Raw genomic sequence first — 17,015 nt, forward strand, 5'->3', positions numbered from 1 at the left:
TAAAGGGTGAAAAATGAGTGATATTTTATCGATCAACGACCTTGAGCTTAATGGTGCAAAAGTCTTTATAAGGTGCGATTTTAACGTGCCTATGGACGAATTTTTAAACATCACTGATGACCGCAGGATCCGCTCAGCGATACCAACTATCCGCTACTGCTTGGATAATGGCTGCAGCGTGGTTTTAGCTAGTCACTTAGGGCGTCCAAAAAACGGCTATGAAGAGAAATTTTCACTTCAAGGCGTGGCTAAGAGGCTATCAAGGCTGCTTGATAGAGAGGTGATATTTGCTGAAGATGTGATCGGAAATGACGCTAAAACAAAGGCTGCGGCTCTAAAGCCAGGCGAAATTTTAATGATAGAAAATTTACGCTTTGAAAAGGGCGAGACCAAAAATGACGAGGCTTTGGCAAAAGAGCTTTCAGGCTTTGGCGAATTTTACATAAATGACGCATTTGGCGTTTGCCACAGAGCTCACGCATCTGTTGAGGCGATCACTAAATTTTACGATGAAAAGCACAAGGCAGCGGGATTTTTACTACAAAAAGAGATAAATTTCGCTCAAAATTTGATAAAACATCCATCACGTCCATTTGTCGCAGTCGTGGGTGGCTCAAAGGTTAGTGGCAAGCTTCAAGCCCTACATAACCTGCTTCCACGCGTAGATAAGCTGATAATTGGCGGTGGCATGGCATTTACATTTTTAAAATCACTTGGCGAAAACATAGGAAATTCGCTCCTTGAAGAAGAGCTCATCGAAGATGCAAGGCAAATTTTACAAAAAGGTAAAGAGCTAGGAGTGAAAATCTACCTACCAGTGGATGTCGTCGCTGCTCAGACATTTTCAGCTGAAAGTGCCGTAAAATACGTCCCCGCACAAGAGATCCCAAACGGCTGGATGGGGCTTGACATTGGGCCTGCGTCGATTAGGCTATTTAAAGAGGTCATCGCCGATGCGCAAACCATCTGGTGGAACGGACCTATGGGCGTTTTTGAGATGGATAAATTTAGCAAAGGTAGCATCAAAATGAGCCACGCTATCATCGACACTCACGCAACTACCGTTGTTGGCGGTGGCGATACGGCTGATGTGGTCGAGCGCGCAGGAGACGCTGATGAGATGACATTTATCTCAACTGGCGGTGGTGCTAGCTTGGAGCTCATCGAGGGTAAAGAGCTGCCTGGCATAAAGCCGCTTAGAAAAGAGGAGTAGGCCTTGAAATTTCTAGCGAATTTAAAGTGCAACCACACAAGAGCAAGCTTTAGAGAGTACGCGAAAATTTTAGACGAAAATTTAAGTGCAAACGACGACGTGAGCGTGTTTGCTCCAGCTAGTGCCTTTGATGAAAAAAGGCATCTTTTTAGGCTTGGGGCGCAGAATTTCTACCCATGCGAGAGTGGGGCATTTACTGGAGAGATCGGCAAGGCGATGCTTGATGAATTTGAGATCAAAGACGTGCTGATCGGCCACTCTGAGAGGCGTGAAATTTTAAACGAAAGCGAGGAGTTTTTGCGAGCGAAATTTGACTTTGCCGCAAAAAATGGCTGGAATGTCATCTACTGCATCGGCGAAAACTTAAGTACAAATAAAAGCGAAGCGACCAAAGAATTTTTAAGCCGCCAGCTTGAAAATATCGACCTAGATTATAAAAATTTAGTCATCGCCTACGAGCCGATCTGGGCGATAGGAACCGGCAAGAGCGCTAGCATAGAGCAGATAGATGAGGTGCTAAGTTTTTTAAAGACAAAGGCAAACATGCCACTACTTTACGGCGGAAGCGTCAATGCAGCAAACATCGCTGATATCGCAGGTATCAAAAGCTGCGATGGGGTTTTGGTAGGCACAGCCAGCTGGGATGCGAATAATTTTCTAGGGCTTATTAGCGCGGCATCTCGCTGATAAATTTAAACGATCTTGCAAATTTCACCCTGCGACAGGCTATTTGCCTAGTCTTGGGATGAAATTTACTGCGAAACATTTAAATTTACCTAGCGATATATCCGCTTGTTGGTTTGTGTTTAAAATTTAAATATCGCTTAAAAGTCAAATAAAATAAAAGGAGAAATGATGATTTTAAAAGGTAAAAAAGGTCTGATCGTAGGCGTCGCTAATGCTAAATCAATAGCTTACGGCATCGCAAAAGCTTGTCACGATCAAGGTGCGCAGATGGCATTTACATACCTAAATGACGCTCTTAAAAAGCGTGTAGAGCCGATCGCTGAGGAGTTTGGTAGCAAATTTGTCTACGAGCTTGACGTAAATAACCAAGCTCACCTTGACGGCCTTGCTGATAGGATCAAAAAAGACCTTGGCGAGATCGATTTTGTCGTGCACGCAGTGGCTTACGCACCAAAAGAGGCGCTTGAGGGTGAGTTTGTAAATACCACAAAAGAGGCATTTGACATAGCGATGGGCACTAGCGTTTATTCGCTACTAAGCCTTACTCGCGCGGTCCTACCGGTGCTAAAAGAGGGCGGCTCGGTGCTAACTCTTACATACATTGGCGGACCAAAATTTGTGCCACACTACAACGTCATGGGCGTTGCCAAAGCGGCACTTGAAAGCTCAGTTCGCTACCTAGCACACGACCTTGGCGCTAAAAATATCCGTGTAAATGCGATCAGTGCAGGCCCTATCAAAACGCTTGCTGCAAGCGGAATAGGCGACTTTAGGATGATTTTGCGCTACAACGAAGTAAATAGCCCGCTAAAACGCAACGTCACCACTGAAGATGTCGGCAACAGCGCTATGTACCTGCTTAGCGACCTAGCTAGCGGCGTAACAGGCGAAGTTCACTACGTAGACTGCGGCTACAACATCATGGGTATGGGCGACGTGGCTACCGACGCCGAGGGCAACACGATCCTAGCTTGGGACGCAAAATAACCTACCAATATAAATTTGGCGGGGCAACTCGCCAAATTCTTCTTTTAAATTTCACCAAATTTATCGCAAGGACAGAAAATGAGAGCTTTAGACGAGTTTATAGATACAAATGAGCCAGGCTGGGCGCTGATCGAAGAGTGGCTAAAAGAGGCCAAAAATAGCTATGAAATTTTGCCTCGAGATGAGAGCAGGGCGCAAAAGGAGCTTTTAGGGCTTCAAGTCACCACTCGCTCGCCGATGGGAGCGCTTGTTTATGTGTGCGGTGGCATAGTGATAGATGGCGGTTGGCTGCGCCTGCTTGGCTCAGGATGCGAGCAGATGAAGCGCGGAATTTACAGCTTTAATCTTGGCAAAAGCTTTAGTGAAGCAGGGCAGGTGCCTAGCTATTTGTTAGTAGCAGACGATGTTTTGGGCGGATTTTTCGCGGTAAATGGCGGCGCCTTTGGCGGCAAAGCCGGCAACATCTTTTACTACGCACCAGACAGCGCCAAATGGGAGGATACGCAACTTGGCTACTCGCAGTTTTTATACTGGTCGCTAAGTGGGGATATATCTAAATTTTACGAACTTTACCGCTGGGATGGCTGGCGCGAGGATGTAAGAAATTTTAGCCTTGATAAGGTGATGTTTGCGCTACCACCGCTTCTTTGGCAAGACGCCGACGTAAGGCTAAGACTAAAAGATATGAAAAAAGATGGCGTTAATATCGATGAACATTTTGCCTCTTTGTTTAAGGGGGAGAAATAGATAAATTTTAGTAGTCTTTACAAATTTTAAAATCTTACTTACTCGCCTTAGCAACTTACCAAATTCAGGTCTCGTTATCACTTGCCACTGAATTTGGAAGCGTGATATGCTCGCTCATAAATTTTAAAATTTGTCAAACACTTGCCTTATAATAAAACGCATACAGTGCTTAGCGCCATTACATGCCACTTCTAACGTTGTCGGGGCTTTACTTCGACTTTGTCTCGTAACTGCGGGCAGACCGTAATTCAAGCCTCTTCCCCCTTAACAAAGAAATAAAACTTTAAATTTATAAAAACTATTTAGCAAATTTTAAAATTACATTCACTCCTAAGAATTGACTACTAAAATTTGGCTTTGCTTACAGCTTAGCTCAAATTTTAGAGCCGAAATTACTCGTTCATGAAATTTTAAAATTTACCCGAGCTTTCTAAGTTGCAATAGATAAATTCCTATATATCCAAGAATTTAAACAAATATCCTAAAATAATCAAAAAATTTAAAGGAAATTTCATGCAAAGTAAGCTTTTTGCGCCGCTTAAGATAGGCGGCATCGAGATCAAAAACCGCATTATCATGGCTCCGATGTGTATGTACGAGGTCAAAAAAGAGGATGGTCGTCCAAGGTGCTTTCACAAGCTCCACTACGCTACAAGGGCGATCGGCGGCGTTGGTATGATCATCGTTGAGGCGACAGCTGTGGAGGCGCGTGGCAGGATCACTAAAAAAGACCTTGGGCTTTGGAGTGACGAGCAGATCGAGGCTCACGCGGAGCTGGTAAAAGGCTGCAGTAAATATGGCGCCAAAATGGCCATTCAGCTAGCTCACGCTGGCAGAAAGGGCACTTGTGAGGGCATCATCGCGCCAAGTGCTATCAAATTTAGCGAAGACTACGCCACACCAAAAGAGATAAGCGCAGAGGATATCGCAAGCGTCAAGCAAAGCTTTGTGGAGGCGGCCATTAGGGCAAAGAGCGCAGGATACGAGGCTGTGGAGATACACGCGGCGCATGGATATTTGATAAATCAATTTTTATGTGCTGGCACAAATAAGCGAAGTGACGAATACGGCGGCACATTTGAAAACCGCATAAGGCTGCTGCTTGAAATTTTAAGAGAGGTTAAGGCTGGCGCTAATATCACTGTTGGCGTGAGGATAAGTGCAAGTAGCTGGCTTAAGGGCGACTGGGACGTAGAAGATAGCGTAAAACTAGCGCGTGAGCTAGAGAAAAATGGAGCTGACTTCATCCACGTCTCAGCTGGCGGAGTCTATGCAAAAGTTGATAATGCGCCTAAATTTACGCCTCTTTATCAGGCTGGCTACGCAAAAGCTGTGAAAAATGCAGTCAAAATCCCAGTCTTTGCAGTCGGTCTCATCACAAAGGCAAGCGAGTGCGAGGCGCTGCTGCTTGGCGATGTTTGCGACGGCGTGGCGCTTGGCAGGGAGCTACTACGCAACCCATATTTTGCTTTTAACGCCATGAAAGAATTTGGCGAAAATGACAAAATAGAAAACGCCTACAAAAGGGCTTACTAAATTTTCTTGGCAAGGTGAGAGCCTTGCCAAATTTCACTTTTACACAGCCTATTTTTCACACCTCGCTTTTTGCTGTTTGATTTAAATTTAATATAGTATCATTTGTGCGACTAAACTTTCAGGGGAGAAAATGAGGCAAAAGCACTTTGAAGTGGCAATTGTTGGAGCGGGCATTAGCGGGACGGCACTCTTTTACGAGTTGGCTGCATTTAGCGATATAAAAAAGGTCGCACTTTTAGAAAAATATGACGGCGTAGCTACGCTAAATTCAAGCGGTAAGGGAAACTCACAGACCATCCACTGCGGTGATATCGAGACAAACTACACGCTAGAAAAGGCAAAAAAGGTCTCGCAAGTGGCAAATATGCCAGTAAAATACGCTCTAAAATACAACTTAGAGGGCAAATATATGTTTGCTCATCAAAAGATGACGCTAGCCATCGGAGATGCTGAAGTAGAGCGCATCAAGGAGCGATATGAGAGCTTTAAAGAGCTATTTCCTTATCTTGAAATTTATGACAAAGAGAAGTTAAAGCAGATCGAGCCAAATGTCGTTTTTGACGCAAATGGCAATGAGCGCCCTGAAAATATCATCGCCATTGGTACGCAAAATGGTCAGTATACGACGATGGACTTTGGTGGCGTGGCAAATTCGCTCGTGCAAAATGCGCTAAATTTAGGCGGAGATGGCTATGAGATCAGCCTAAGCTCAGAAGTGACTGATATGAAAAAGGTGGGCGATACCTTTCACATCAAGATAAATGACGGCGAAGTGATCACAGCAAACTACGTCGTAGTCGATGCTGGAGCGCACTCGCTATTTCTAGCTCACAAGATGGGTTACGGGCTACATCTTAGCACTCTACCAGTTGCTGGAAGCTTTTATTTTGCCAACAAGCGCCTGCTAAACGGCAAAGTCTATATGGTGCAAAACGACAAGCTACCATTTGCCGCACTTCACGGCGACCCAGATATCCTAGCTAATGGCAACACTCGCTTTGGTCCAACTGCCCTTGTCATACCAAAGCTTGAGAGATTTCACGGAAGTTCTAGCTTTTTTGACTTTTTAAAGTGCTTAAAATTTGACAAAAACGTCCTTGAAGTCTTTACAAATTTACTAAAAGATGGGGACATCAGGTCATATATTTTGCGAAATTTCTTATTTGAAGTGCCATTTATCAACAAAAAAGAATTTGTTAAAGACGCCAGAAAGATCGTGCCAAGCCTAAGCGAAAACGACCTAAGCTACGCTGTAAATTTTGGTGGCGTAAGGCCGCAGGTGATCGACCGCAATAAAAAAAGGCTAGAGCTTGGCGAGGGCAAGATCAGCACAGGCGAGGGCATAAGCTTTAACATGACGCCAAGCCCAGGGGCTACTAGCTGTTTTGAAACGGCGAGGGCTGATATGGAGGAAATTTGTAAATTTTTGGGTAAAAATTTTGACGAAGAGAAATTTAACGCCGAGTTTTTTGGGTAGGAAATGGGAGTATTTGATATTTTTAAAAGAGGTGTGGATATGCCAAAAACAGCACAACAAAGAAAAGATGAGAACATAAAAATTTTAAAGCAAGAGGGCGTGGCGGTGCTTGAGAGCTTGCCGCTTCGCTATGAAAATGATGAGGTTACGCCAAGAGACATTGACGAGATAATAAAGCGTGCAGTTTGCTCATTTACAGCGATCATGTGCGCTTGCACGATCCGTGATGAGGGCTCTTTGGGCGAAGAAAATATGGCATGGGCAAAGAGCTTTTTGGGTGAAGCTTACGACGGACTAAGCGTAAAAGAAAAAGAGGTCGTTGAAGATAGAGCCGATATGGACACGGCTGTAAATATGGGCTGGAAATATGAATCGCTTTGGATCTTGCTTTGGGCGCTTGGTATAGCAGAAGATATCGGTCAGATGGATAAAATTTGCGACTGTGAGTTTGTGATGAATGTCTTTAGAGAAGGCGGGCTAAAAAGCCGTTCAAAGCTTCGCAGTATGGATGAAATTTTAAGTAAGCTTGATCTAGTTTATCGCTACCACTGGGCGTGTGTAAATGCAAGAGTAAATGGCGCAAAGGCGGCTGGACTTGACGAAGAGGTCGTTATGGAGAGGCGAGCGGGGCTTGAGTGGCTATGCTGCAAAGGGCAAGAAAATGACGACTTGAGCGCTGAGTTTAACTGCTGGGACTATCCTGATCTAAACACTTGATATAAGAAATTTTAAGCTCAAATGAGTTTAAAATTTATCTTAATGTAAATGCTATAGGAAAGCGAAGATAGCGAGCTTCTTTTGGCTTTGGAAACTCAGAGCTTGCTTTTTTTACATTTTCTAAAGCACCATTGTCAAGCGACTCAAAGCCTGAACTTTTAGTAACCTTTAGCTCGTCTATGCTGCCATCTGTTTTAAGCAAAAATCTAACTTCAACAACGCCTTGATGCTTCATCCTTCTAGCGTTATTTGGGTAGCTTTTATGCTTTTTCACAGCTGCTATTACCTTGCTAAAGTCCTCATCGCTTTGTGCGTTTGATAAATTTAACTCTTGGGCTACTTTCTGAGCTGGAGCTGCGGCGATAGATTTGTTGTTTGCTGGTAAATTTGAATTTACAGCAGGTGCCGGGGTCGCGGTAGGAGCTGGCGCAGTGATAGCAGGTTTTGGCTCCACCTTTGGCTCAGGGCGAGGCTCAGGCTTTGGCAGTGGCTTTTTCTCCACTTTTTTTGGCTCAGGTTTAGGCTTTTCTATCTTTTTTGGCTCTGGTTTTGGTAGTGGCTTTGGCTCGATTTTTGGCTCAGGCTTAGGTTCTGGTTTTGGAGGCTCTGGCGGTGGTGGTGGAGCTGGCGGTGTTGGCTCTGGGATCATCACTTGTTCGCTTATCTGCGGAGCTGAAGTTTGCGGCACTGGAGTAAAAGAATTTAGAGCTATTTTTATAGGTTTTTGCTCGCCTATCTTTATCTCACTAAAATTATGAGAAAGCAAGAAATAAGCCGCTGCCACGTGCACTATTGCCGATACCGCTAGGCCGCTATAGTTTGAAATTTTACTCAGAGATTGTTTGGATTGCAAAGTTTTCGTGACCTTTTTCTTTTAAGATATCAATTACTTTGACAAAGCTGTCAAATTTAGCATTTTTGTCGCTTTTTAGTTCGATTAAGGTTTTTATATCCACAGCATTTAGCTTATCTTTTAGCTCATCTTCTGAAATTTCTGCATCATCTATGAAAAATTTATTATCTTTATCGATAACGACACTCACTTTTTTCTCGTCCTCTTTATCCTGCTGTGCGCTTTTAGCACTCGGTAGATCGACTGCGATCTTGCCCTGGGCGATGAAGGTCGAGATGCTTAGCACAATGGCTAGCAAAACGAGCATGATATCGATAAATGGGACGATATTTAGCCCATCTTTTTTATTTAGACGCATTTTGAGCCTTGTATCTGTTTATCATAACATCGACTTTTCTAACAAAGCCGTTGTAGATCATAAGCGTCGGGATCGCCACAAGTAGGCCAAATGCGGTCGCTTTTAGCGCCAAAGATAGGCCGATCATTATGCTTTTTGTATCGATGCCGCCAGCCATACCCATGTCATAAAATGTGATCATGATGCCAGCAACTGTGCCAAGAAGTCCGATGTATGGGGCATTTGGGTAGATGATGTATAGCGTGGTTAAATTTTTTGTCAGCGCCTCATCGAGCTCTTCGATGCTTTTGTAGCTATTTATATCGACGCGTGAGTAAAAAATAATACGCTCGATCGTATACCAAAGTACAAAAAGCTCATAACGCCCAAAATACCGATGATTACGTAGTCAATGTTGTGTTTTAAAAGTTCCATAATGCCTCTTATTTTTAAAATTTGAGTGTGATTATAACTATATTGATAGTTAATGTCAAATATTTTATAAAAAATATTTAGAAAAATAAAATTATTTTCTTATACTTTATTTTATCCTTAGAAATGCACTAGAGATTTAGCTTTAAAAATGTTGATAATCATTTTTGATAAATCTATGAATTTAAAGCACCAGCTCTTTTACCACACGTGCATTTAAGGCCATTTGCATGTGATGTAAAAACACGTTTTGATAAAAATCACCACTATGCCCTGGTGCGTCGTATGTTTGCACCAAATTTGCAGGCACGATGATCTCTCTTTTTAAATTTTGCTCATTTGCGCTAAGTCTTAGGTGAGAGACAAGCTGGTAGATGCACATATCGGTGCAGTCGCCCATGATGACAAAGCTATCAAATTTACTTATAAATTTATTAAACTCCTGCGAATAAGCGATGCTAAGTGAGTTTTTATAAAAAGTCTTCATCTCGCTAAAAAAGTCTAAATTTCGTAGCTCATCAACTGCCTCTGCCTGCGTATCATCCTTTAAAGCATGAGCTGGAAAGCTCGCAAACTCAGCAGAATTTGGCTCGTGAGCATCTTGGATGAGGATGTAGTTTTTAAGGTCAAATTTCTCCCTCGCCAGCCTAAAAGTATCTGCTATAAGGCTTGCTAGCTCGCCTACACGCTTACTGGCTAGTGCGCCCTCACAACAAAAGCCATTTATCATATCAACGCTTATAAAGGCCACCTTTTCGCTGCCATTTTTAAAAATTTCACTAAATTTAAGCGCCTTTAGGCCATTTTGCCACGCATTTAGCTCATCTAAAATTTCTCTCATCACTTCTCCTTTATAGGTAAATTTATACAAAATGTCTTTGGCTCAAGGGTTATCTCTATGCTGCCCTTGTGTGCCTCGATGATCTGCAAGCAAAGGTGCAGTCCCAGGCCATTGCCCTTTAGCTTGCTCGTCTTAAACGGCTCAAAGACGATATTTTCATTTTTTATAGAGACGCCGCTGTCATAGACTATAAATTTATGCTCATTTGGCGTCTTTTCATAGCTTAATCTTACTACACCTTCGTCGTTTTCGTCCTCTTCGATAGCATCGATCGCGTTAAATAAAATGTTTTGAAAGACCATCGCGATGAGGTCAAAGTCGCCCTCATATGTGGCGTCAGGGAAATTTAGCTCAAAATTTATATCTTTTGAATACTCATAAAATTTAAGTGCCTCCTCGCACTCACTTTTGATGTCTAAAAAGTTAAATTCCTTTGGCGTGATGCTAAGCCCTTTTGTAAAAAGAAGCGTCGCTTTGATGATGCGTTCAACCCGCCAAATTCCCTTTTGTATCTGCTCGACGATGGGCAAAATTTTTGGCTCAGCTCTTTTTAAAAGTGTGGAGTTTAGAAGCGAGATAGAGCCTATGGGGTTTCTTATCTCGTGAGCTAGGTGCGCTGCTACTTGACCCATCGAGGCTAGGCGTTCGGTGCGTTTTTCCTGCGTTATGTCGGTAGCTGAGATGATCTTTTTGTCGTCTTTGACCACCTTTTTTACTAGATAAATTTGAGAGCCAAAGTTTAGCTCGCCCTCATCTTTTGGGATGAAATTTAGCGCTTTACCAAGCTTTTGCGCCTCTGAGTTTTGCAAGAAAATTTCATCATTTTCATCAAGCACCCAAATGGCATTTGGCAAAATTTCCACGATATCTTTTATAAAACCTTGCAGGCTCATATAAGAAGCGGTCAAATTTTTATACTCACGCTCTATCAGATAGGTCTGCTCTATCAGGCTTTTTAGGCCATTTTGTATATCGATATCACTCACAGCAACTCCTCATAATTTTTTATCTCATAAAGCCTAAGCCGCTTATCTTTTAAGCCCAAAAGCTCGTTGCTAAAGCCACTTTTTGAAAAAAGCGCTACGATATCAGGCTTTATGCCTAGTCTTTCGCACTTGTGAAGGACTAAATTTAAGACATTTTTGCAAATTTTTCGCTCTTTATATTTTGCTTCGCCGACTATTATCTTGCCATTTATGCTAAAAAGCATGTCTAGCTCTATATTTTTGCTCCAAAATGAGCTTAACAAAATGCCATCAAGCCCAAGCTTTTTAGCCATTAGCTCGCCGCTTAAAAGCTCAAAGCCAAGGCTCGCGTACTCGTCAAATTCTCTTCTTATAAGCTCTAAAATTTCCTCACTCCTACCCTCTTTTAAAAGGTTTAAATTTGGCTCGATAAATCTAAACCAAAACCTTGAAAAATGGCTATTAAAGTGAATTTTATCCTCTATCTTATAAGCTCGCTCGCTCTTTTTTAAAATTTGGCGTTTGTTTTTTACTCGTGGCTTTTCTTGGCTCTTTTCAAGCACTAAAAAATCCTTGCTAAAAAGCTTTGCATAGACCCTATTTGTCATGCTTTGGGGCAAAATTTTATTTACGCTAAATTTCTTTCTGTCGCTTCTAGCAAGCTTAATGAGAGCCATTTTAATGGCCTCGTCGCTATCCTCGTCAAAGTAAAACCTAGCCATCAAATTTTTATAATCATCTAAAATTTCAGCCCTGATCGCCTCAAAAACATCGTAGTATGAGCCCTTTAATAAAAAGTCATCAAAAACAAGATGAAATTTTATAACTTCAGCAATACCAAGGTGCTTCATCCGCTCAAATGTCGATTTTATGGCTAAAATTTCGTATCCTTTGTGTGGCGGATTGTAGCATATTTTTAGAAAATTTTAATTATAATCACGCAAAAACTAAAAGGCTAAAGTTGGTAAATTTAGAGCACATTAGAAGAGATATTATTTTAAAAAAAGGGATACATTACTTCGACTACACCGCCTCAGGACTTGCGTATAAACCCATCGAGGACGAGGTCGCTGATATCTTAAAAACCTACGCCAACACCCACTCGCTAACATCATCAAACGCCTATAAAACGCAGCTTTTGTATGATAACGCTAGAAGCGAGCTAAAGCGCGCTCTTGGGCTTGATGATAGCTTTTATCTCATAGCCACAGGATACGGCGCTACTGGTGCGATCAAGAAATTTCAAGAGCTTTTGGGGCTTTACGTGCCTCCAGCTGCTAAAAGAAGGTTTGATCTAAAGCCAAACAACGACTCGCCGCTAGTCATTCTTGGCCCTTATGAGCACCACTCAAATGAGATCAGCTTTAAAGAGGCACTTTGCGAGGTTGAACGCATCAGACTTGCAAAAGACGGCAGCATCGACCTATCTCACTTGGAGCAAATTTTAAAGATAAATGCAGGGCGCGAGATCATCGCTAGCTTTAGCGCAGCCTCAAACGTCACAGGCGTCATAAGCGACTACAAGCAAATTTACATGCTCATTAAGAAATTTGGCGGCATCGTGGCATTTGACGTGGCGAGCCTTAGCGCCTATGCAAATTTAGACTGCGACTACTTTGACGCGCTCTTTATCTCGCCGCATAAGCTACTTGGTGGAGTTGGTAGCTGTGGGCTACTGGCAATCAAAAAAGTGCTAGCAAATGACGATGTGCCAAGCTTTGCAGGTGGTGGCACGGTAAGCTATGTGAGCAAAAACTACCATATATTTTTAAAGGATCAAGAGGCACTTGAAGAGGCTGGCACACCGCCTATTTTGGGGCTTATACGGGCAAATTTGGCTTACAAGCTAAGAGAAGAGATAGGGCTTGCTACCATTTACGAAAACGAGAGCGAGCTTAGCGAATATTTTTGCCAAAGGCTAAGGGAGATCCCAGAGCTAGTTAGCTACTGCCCAGCAAATTTAAAGCGCCTTGCGATATTTTCATTTAACGTAAAAAACGTAGCTCCATACGAGCTTTCAAAAATTTTAAGCAAAGAGTATGGCATACAAACGCGCGCTGGCTGCTCGTGCGCAGGCTCATACGGACACGACCTTTTGGGGCTAAAAGAGGATCCAAATTTCACCCACAAGCCAGGCTGGGTAAGGGTTAGCCTGCACTATACGCATACCTTTGAGGATATTGATTATTTGGTGAGTGCGATCAAGAAAAGTATCGAGAAATACGCACTTTCATGGCAGGTCAAAGACCCTTTTGACGTAAAAGAGATAAGTGGGTGTGTGAGTGAATAAAAAAAATGTTTTGATAGTTGCTGGAAGCGACAGCGTCGGCGGTGCAGGCGTTCAGGCGGACATAAAAAGTTGCGAGGCGTTTGGCTGCTTTAGCGCAAGCGTCATCACAGCCGTGACCGCGCAAAATACAAATGGCGTTAGCAGCGTACTTGCGATGCCAGCAAGTATGGTGAAAGCTCAGTTTGAGATGGTGCTAGCCGAGCTTGACATAGACGCTGTGAAGGTTGGCATGCTCTTTAACGAGGAGATAATAGCCGTTGTAAGCGCGTTTTTAAAAGAATTTAGGGCTAAAAATGTGCCAGTTGTGATAGATCCAGTTTGCGTGGCAAAGTCAGGGGCAAAACTGCTAGAAGATGGGGCGATCGAAGCGCTAAAAGAGCTTTTAAACCTAGCAAGTGTCGCCACGCCAAATGTAGATGAGGCTAGGATTTTGGGTATTGACTTTGCAAATTTACCTTGCGATATGGTGCTAAAGCGAACGAAGGTTGATGAAATTTGCGAGGATACGCTCTATCTAAAAAATGGTGGCGTGATGAAATTTAGCGAGGAGCTTTTTGAGCCAAAGGTGATGCACGGAGCCGGATGTAGCTTCTCAAGCTCTCTAGCGGCCATTTTAGCGCAGCAAAGTGATCTAGTAAGCGCCATAAAAATGGCTAAAAAATTTGTGGCAAACGGGATAAAAAATGCTCATAAAAGTAAATTTGGAGCACGGCTTATAGATCATAAAGTGGGGCTTAATGGCTGAAATTTACGCTATTAGCGACGATATTTTAATGCCTGAAAATTTGGCTTTAGACTACACAAGAGAGATTTTGGAGTGCGGGGTTAATTTTTTTCAGTTTAGGTCAAAAAAAGCGGTCAAAAACGAGAAGCTTGCAAGTGAAATTTTAAATTTATGTGAGAAATTTGGCGCGAAATTTATCGTAAATGACGATGTCAAATTTGCTAAAAAGATAGGCGCAAAGGCTGTTCATCTGGGCAAAGACGATGAGAGCATAAAAGAGGCGTTTGAGATTTTAGGCAAAGACGCATATGTTGGCGTTAGTTGCTATAACGATATAAATTTAGCCATAAATGCCGCTAAAAACGGGGCCAGCTACGTTGCTTTTGGCTCTGTTTTTACAAGCCCCACAAAGCCAAATGCCCCAAAATGTGGGCTTGAAATAGTTAAAGAGGCAAAGCAAATTTTAAACCTACCTATTTGCGTGATAGGTGGCATAAATGAGACAAATATCGGCTCGCTCTCACACGTAAAACCCGATCTCATCGCCGTCATCTCAGCGATCTACAAAGATGGTAATATCAAAGAAAACATCAAAAATTTACAAAAAATAATCAAAAATTTTTAAATTTATAAGAAAATATTTATTTGGAAGCGTTTTTTGGATTGTAAGCTCTAAAAAAGACGAGATAAATTTTAAAGAGTAAATTTGTAGCAAAACGAGGCAGTTGCCTGCCCCGCTAGTTAGCATTAAGCCGACTTTTCTTTGAGATATTTGTTTATAAGAGTTGTGATCTCTTCGCCGTGTGGGAACCTTGACTCATCGTTTCCGATGCGATCTTTTTTAGAAAAGATAACGTTTCCATCAACCTCGACGATGAAATTTCCACCGTCTCCTACAACCAACTCGACTCTTGCATCACTAAAGTTCGCTTTTATTTCATCTTCTACACGAGAAGCTACCGGACGATAGTTTCAAGAGTTGCAGTAAATAATTTTTACTTGCATGCTCTGTCCTTTCTTGTGAAATAAGCTTTGATTATATAAAATTTATCCTAACAAACAGATAACACGAGAAAGGATGATTTTATGAAAAAGGTAGCCGTAATCCTAGCTGATGGTTTTGAGGAGATCGAGGCGCTAACCTCCGTCGATGTTTTACGCAGAGCAGGTGCGATAGCATCTATCGCTAGCTTGAAGGACGCGCAGATCAGGGGTGCTCACAATATAAATGTAAAAGCTGATGTCACACTTCGTGAGGTGGAGGAGCTAGATTATGATGCGATCGTGCTTCCAGGAGGTCTGCCTGGCGCAGAAAATCTTGCAAATGACGCTAAGCTAAGAGAAATTTTGCAAGAATTTGATAAAAAAGGCAAGCTAATTTGTGCCATTTGTGCCGCTCCTATGGTGCTTGAGCGAGCTCGTGTGCTTAAAGAGCATTTTGTTTGCTATCCTGGCTTTGAAGAAAATGTAAGAAGCGACAAAAGAGGCTACGTGAGCGATAAAAACGTGCTAAAAGATCAAAATATCATCACTGGCAAGGGGCCAGCTTTTTCTATGGAATTTGCGCTTTTTATAGTGAAAAATTTGCTTGTCGAAGAGGCTTACCATAAAGTAAAAAATGATTTACTTTATAAATAGTTTATAAAAAAATTGTAATTTTTTATTTAATTGTTTTACTTAAACTTAAGGATAAATTTTGTTTAGTGATAGATATTATAATGCCGTATTGTTGCGATTTGTTGCATTTAAGGATATTTTTTAAAAATTTGTAATATTTTTCTTGGTTTTTACATCTTTTTGACGGAAATAAGCTATTATTTCTCTAATCGATTAGATCGATAATTTTTTTAAGGAATAATCCTGTGAACATTTATGTAGGAAATTTGTCGTATAGAACGACAGAGGCAGAGTTGAAGGAAGCTTTTGCACAATTTGGTGAAGTAAGGCGCGCAAAAATCGTAAAAGATAGAGAGACAGACCGCTCAAAGGGCTTTGGCTTTGTTGAAATGGACGACGCGAACGAGGGACAAAAGGCGATCGACGCACTAAATGAAAAAGAACTTGGCGGACGCACTTTAAGAGTAAATGAGGCTAGACCAAGGGATTAATGACTATTTGCCACCATCTGGTGGCATAGTCTCGCGCATAGCTCCGACGCCAAGCGGCTACCTGCACGCTGGCAACGCCTATAATTTCGTCCTAACTTATCTTCTGACGCGCTCATTGGGCGGTGTTTTACACTTAAGGATTGATGATTATGACCTTGGCAGATACCGGCGCGAATTTGTTCAAAATATCTTTGACATTTTAGAATTTCTGGGGCTAGATTACGACAAAGGTGCTAAAAACGTTAGCGACTTTGAGCAAAATTTTAGCTTTAAAACAAGAGCCAAAAGATATGAAAATGCACTTGAAAAGCTAGATAAAATTTACATTTGTGAATGCACAAGGGCTACAAAAGATGCCTATGAAAACGGCATTTACACTAAAATTTGCAAAGATAAAAAGTTAAAATTTATAAAAGATAAAACCGCCATTAGACTAAGCGTGGATGAAAATGACGAGCTTGGTAGGCAAGTGGCAGCGCAGATGGGCGATTTTGTCATTTATAAAAAGGATTTTACCCCAGCTTACAACTTCGCAAGCGTCATTGACGATGAAGATGTGGGAGTAAATTTAGTCGTTAGAGGCGAGGACTTGCTGCCTTGCACGCTAGCTCAAAGATATCTTGCAAAAAGGCTAAATTTTAGCTTTTTAAATGCTAAATTTATCCACCACAAGCTACTTTTAGACGGAGCCAAAAAGCTTTCTAAAAGCTCGAAATCACCGCCAATAGATCTAAGCCAAAATCCTAAAATTTATTACAAAATGTTAGCAAACGATCTTGGACTAAATTTAAACTCAGCAGATAAAATTTCAAACCTACTTTATGAATTTAGGCTTAAAAACATAGCTGAGAAGATGATGAGCTCTAAAAATTTTATATAAATTTAGATATGTAGTGTGTTGGTGTTATTGTTTGCACGATTTTGCAAATTTTTAAATTCCATTCACTCGCAAGAATTGACTACTGATTTTAGGTCTCGCAAAGCTTGCCACTAAAATCAGAGCCGAAATTACTCGCTCGTGAAATTTTAAAATTTGTTATAAATTCTCTCATATAAGACACATGCAGTGCGAAGTACTGAAGCATGCACCTTGAACGTGCG

At 41.8% G+C, this 17,015-nt stretch carries 19 protein-coding genes and 1 pseudogene; 13 read left to right on the forward strand and 7 right to left on the reverse strand.

Annotated features, from left to right (window positions below; genetic code table 11):
- Positions 1–13: 13 nt before the first annotated feature.
- The 7 genes from CYP05_RS09755 (at position 14) to CYP05_RS09785 (ending at position 7,364) form a co-directional block, all read left to right on the forward strand.
- Entirely contained in the window at positions 14–1,213 is a 1,200-nt protein-coding gene (locus tag CYP05_RS09755) for a phosphoglycerate kinase (RefSeq protein ID WP_002941208.1), read from the forward strand.
- Positions 1,214–1,216: 3 nt separating this feature from the next.
- Positions 1,217–1,900 (forward strand): triose-phosphate isomerase, encoded by a 684-nt coding sequence (locus tag CYP05_RS09760; RefSeq protein ID WP_103642789.1) that lies wholly within the window; start codon positions 1,217–1,219, stop codon positions 1,898–1,900.
- Between the two features lie 168 nt (positions 1,901–2,068).
- Positions 2,069–2,887, forward strand: coding sequence for an enoyl-ACP reductase FabI (fabI, locus tag CYP05_RS09765; RefSeq protein WP_103642790.1), 819 nt, complete (start codon positions 2,069–2,071; stop codon positions 2,885–2,887).
- A gap of 78 nt (positions 2,888–2,965) precedes the next feature.
- Positions 2,966–3,634 (forward strand): DUF2625 family protein, encoded by a 669-nt coding sequence (locus CYP05_RS09770; protein WP_103642791.1) that lies wholly within the window; start codon positions 2,966–2,968, stop codon positions 3,632–3,634.
- Between the two features lie 513 nt (positions 3,635–4,147).
- On the forward strand, positions 4,148–5,170 hold the full coding sequence (locus CYP05_RS09775; RefSeq protein WP_103642792.1) for an NADH:flavin oxidoreductase/NADH oxidase: 1,023 nt from the start codon (positions 4,148–4,150) through the stop codon (positions 5,168–5,170).
- Positions 5,171–5,300: 130 nt separating this feature from the next.
- Positions 5,301–6,647 (forward strand): FAD-dependent oxidoreductase, encoded by a 1,347-nt coding sequence (locus CYP05_RS09780; RefSeq protein WP_103642793.1) that lies wholly within the window; start codon positions 5,301–5,303, stop codon positions 6,645–6,647.
- 39 nt (positions 6,648–6,686) lie between these two features.
- Positions 6,687–7,364, forward strand: coding sequence for a DUF4272 domain-containing protein (locus CYP05_RS09785; protein ID WP_103642802.1), 678 nt, complete (start codon positions 6,687–6,689; stop codon positions 7,362–7,364).
- Between the two features lie 34 nt (positions 7,365–7,398).
- On the opposite strand, the gene CYP05_RS09790 is transcribed toward CYP05_RS09785, so the two are convergent.
- The 6 genes and pseudogenes from CYP05_RS09790 to CYP05_RS09815 form a co-directional block, all read right to left on the reverse strand.
- On the reverse strand, positions 7,399–8,130 hold the full coding sequence (locus tag CYP05_RS09790) for an energy transducer TonB (RefSeq protein ID WP_258031556.1): 732 nt from the start codon (positions 8,128–8,130) through the stop codon (positions 7,399–7,401).
- Positions 8,131–8,191: 61 nt separating this feature from the next.
- Positions 8,192–8,575, reverse strand: coding sequence for a TonB system transport protein ExbD (gene exbD, locus CYP05_RS09795; RefSeq protein ID WP_002939576.1), 384 nt, complete (start codon positions 8,573–8,575; stop codon positions 8,192–8,194).
- Positions 8,562–8,989, reverse strand: a pseudogene (exbB, locus tag CYP05_RS09800) (TonB-system energizer ExbB). Before exbB ends, exbD begins: the two are co-directional and overlap by 14 nt.
- Before the next feature lie 181 nt (positions 8,990–9,170).
- Entirely contained in the window at positions 9,171–9,827 is a 657-nt protein-coding gene (locus CYP05_RS09805; RefSeq protein ID WP_103642795.1) for a cysteine hydrolase family protein, read from the reverse strand.
- A complete protein-coding gene (locus tag CYP05_RS09810) occupies positions 9,827–10,813 on the reverse strand; it encodes a sensor histidine kinase (RefSeq protein WP_103642796.1) in 987 nt (328 codons plus the stop codon). Before CYP05_RS09810 ends, CYP05_RS09805 begins: the two co-directional genes overlap by 1 nt.
- The gene (locus CYP05_RS09815; RefSeq protein WP_103642797.1) at positions 10,810–11,643 is read right to left on the reverse strand and encodes a DUF234 domain-containing protein; all 834 of its coding nucleotides are present in this window, start codon (positions 11,641–11,643) and stop codon (positions 10,810–10,812) included. The genes CYP05_RS09810 and CYP05_RS09815 overlap by 4 nt, the downstream gene beginning before the upstream one ends.
- A 110-nt stretch (positions 11,644–11,753) precedes the next feature.
- On the opposite strand from CYP05_RS09815, the gene CYP05_RS09820 reads away from it, so the two are divergent.
- Genes CYP05_RS09820 through thiE form a run of 3 tightly spaced genes read left to right on the forward strand, consistent with a single transcriptional unit; the run spans position 11,754 to position 14,431 of the window.
- The gene (locus CYP05_RS09820) at positions 11,754–13,082 is read left to right on the forward strand and encodes an aminotransferase class V-fold PLP-dependent enzyme (protein ID WP_103642803.1); all 1,329 of its coding nucleotides are present in this window, start codon (positions 11,754–11,756) and stop codon (positions 13,080–13,082) included.
- A complete protein-coding gene (gene thiD, locus CYP05_RS09825; RefSeq protein ID WP_103642798.1) occupies positions 13,075–13,827 on the forward strand; it encodes a bifunctional hydroxymethylpyrimidine kinase/phosphomethylpyrimidine kinase in 753 nt (250 codons plus the stop codon). The genes CYP05_RS09820 and thiD overlap by 8 nt, the downstream gene beginning before the upstream one ends.
- On the forward strand, positions 13,820–14,431 hold the full coding sequence (thiE, locus tag CYP05_RS09830; protein WP_103642799.1) for a thiamine phosphate synthase: 612 nt from the start codon (positions 13,820–13,822) through the stop codon (positions 14,429–14,431). Before thiD ends, thiE begins: the two co-directional genes overlap by 8 nt.
- A gap of 122 nt (positions 14,432–14,553) precedes the next feature.
- Here thiE and CYP05_RS09835 read toward each other — a convergent pair whose 3' ends face one another.
- Positions 14,554–14,811 carry a SelT/SelW/SelH family (seleno)protein gene (locus CYP05_RS09835; RefSeq protein WP_257639680.1) on the reverse strand — a complete coding sequence of 86 codons (258 nt, stop codon included), beginning with the start codon at positions 14,809–14,811 and terminating at the stop codon, positions 14,554–14,556.
- 81 nt (positions 14,812–14,892) lie between these two features.
- Between CYP05_RS09835 and CYP05_RS09840 the strand changes: the two genes are divergently transcribed.
- The 3 genes from CYP05_RS09840 to CYP05_RS09850 all read left to right on the forward strand — a co-directional run bounded on the left by CYP05_RS09840 (position 14,893) and on the right by CYP05_RS09850 (position 16,794).
- Positions 14,893–15,444, forward strand: a complete 552-nt coding sequence (locus tag CYP05_RS09840) for a DJ-1 family glyoxalase III (protein WP_103642800.1) — start codon at positions 14,893–14,895, stop codon at positions 15,442–15,444.
- Between the two features lie 224 nt (positions 15,445–15,668).
- A complete protein-coding gene (locus CYP05_RS09845; RefSeq protein WP_009294719.1) occupies positions 15,669–15,914 on the forward strand; it encodes an RNA recognition motif domain-containing protein in 246 nt (81 codons plus the stop codon).
- Positions 15,892–16,794 (forward strand): glutamate--tRNA ligase family protein, encoded by a 903-nt coding sequence (locus CYP05_RS09850; protein WP_103642801.1) that lies wholly within the window; start codon positions 15,892–15,894, stop codon positions 16,792–16,794. Before CYP05_RS09845 ends, CYP05_RS09850 begins: the two co-directional genes overlap by 23 nt.
- Positions 16,795–17,015: the final 221 nt, after the last annotated feature.

The organism is Campylobacter concisus, from assembly GCF_002913545.1.
Taxonomy (GTDB): Bacteria; Campylobacterota; Campylobacteria; order Campylobacterales; family Campylobacteraceae; genus Campylobacter_A; species Campylobacter_A concisus_AV.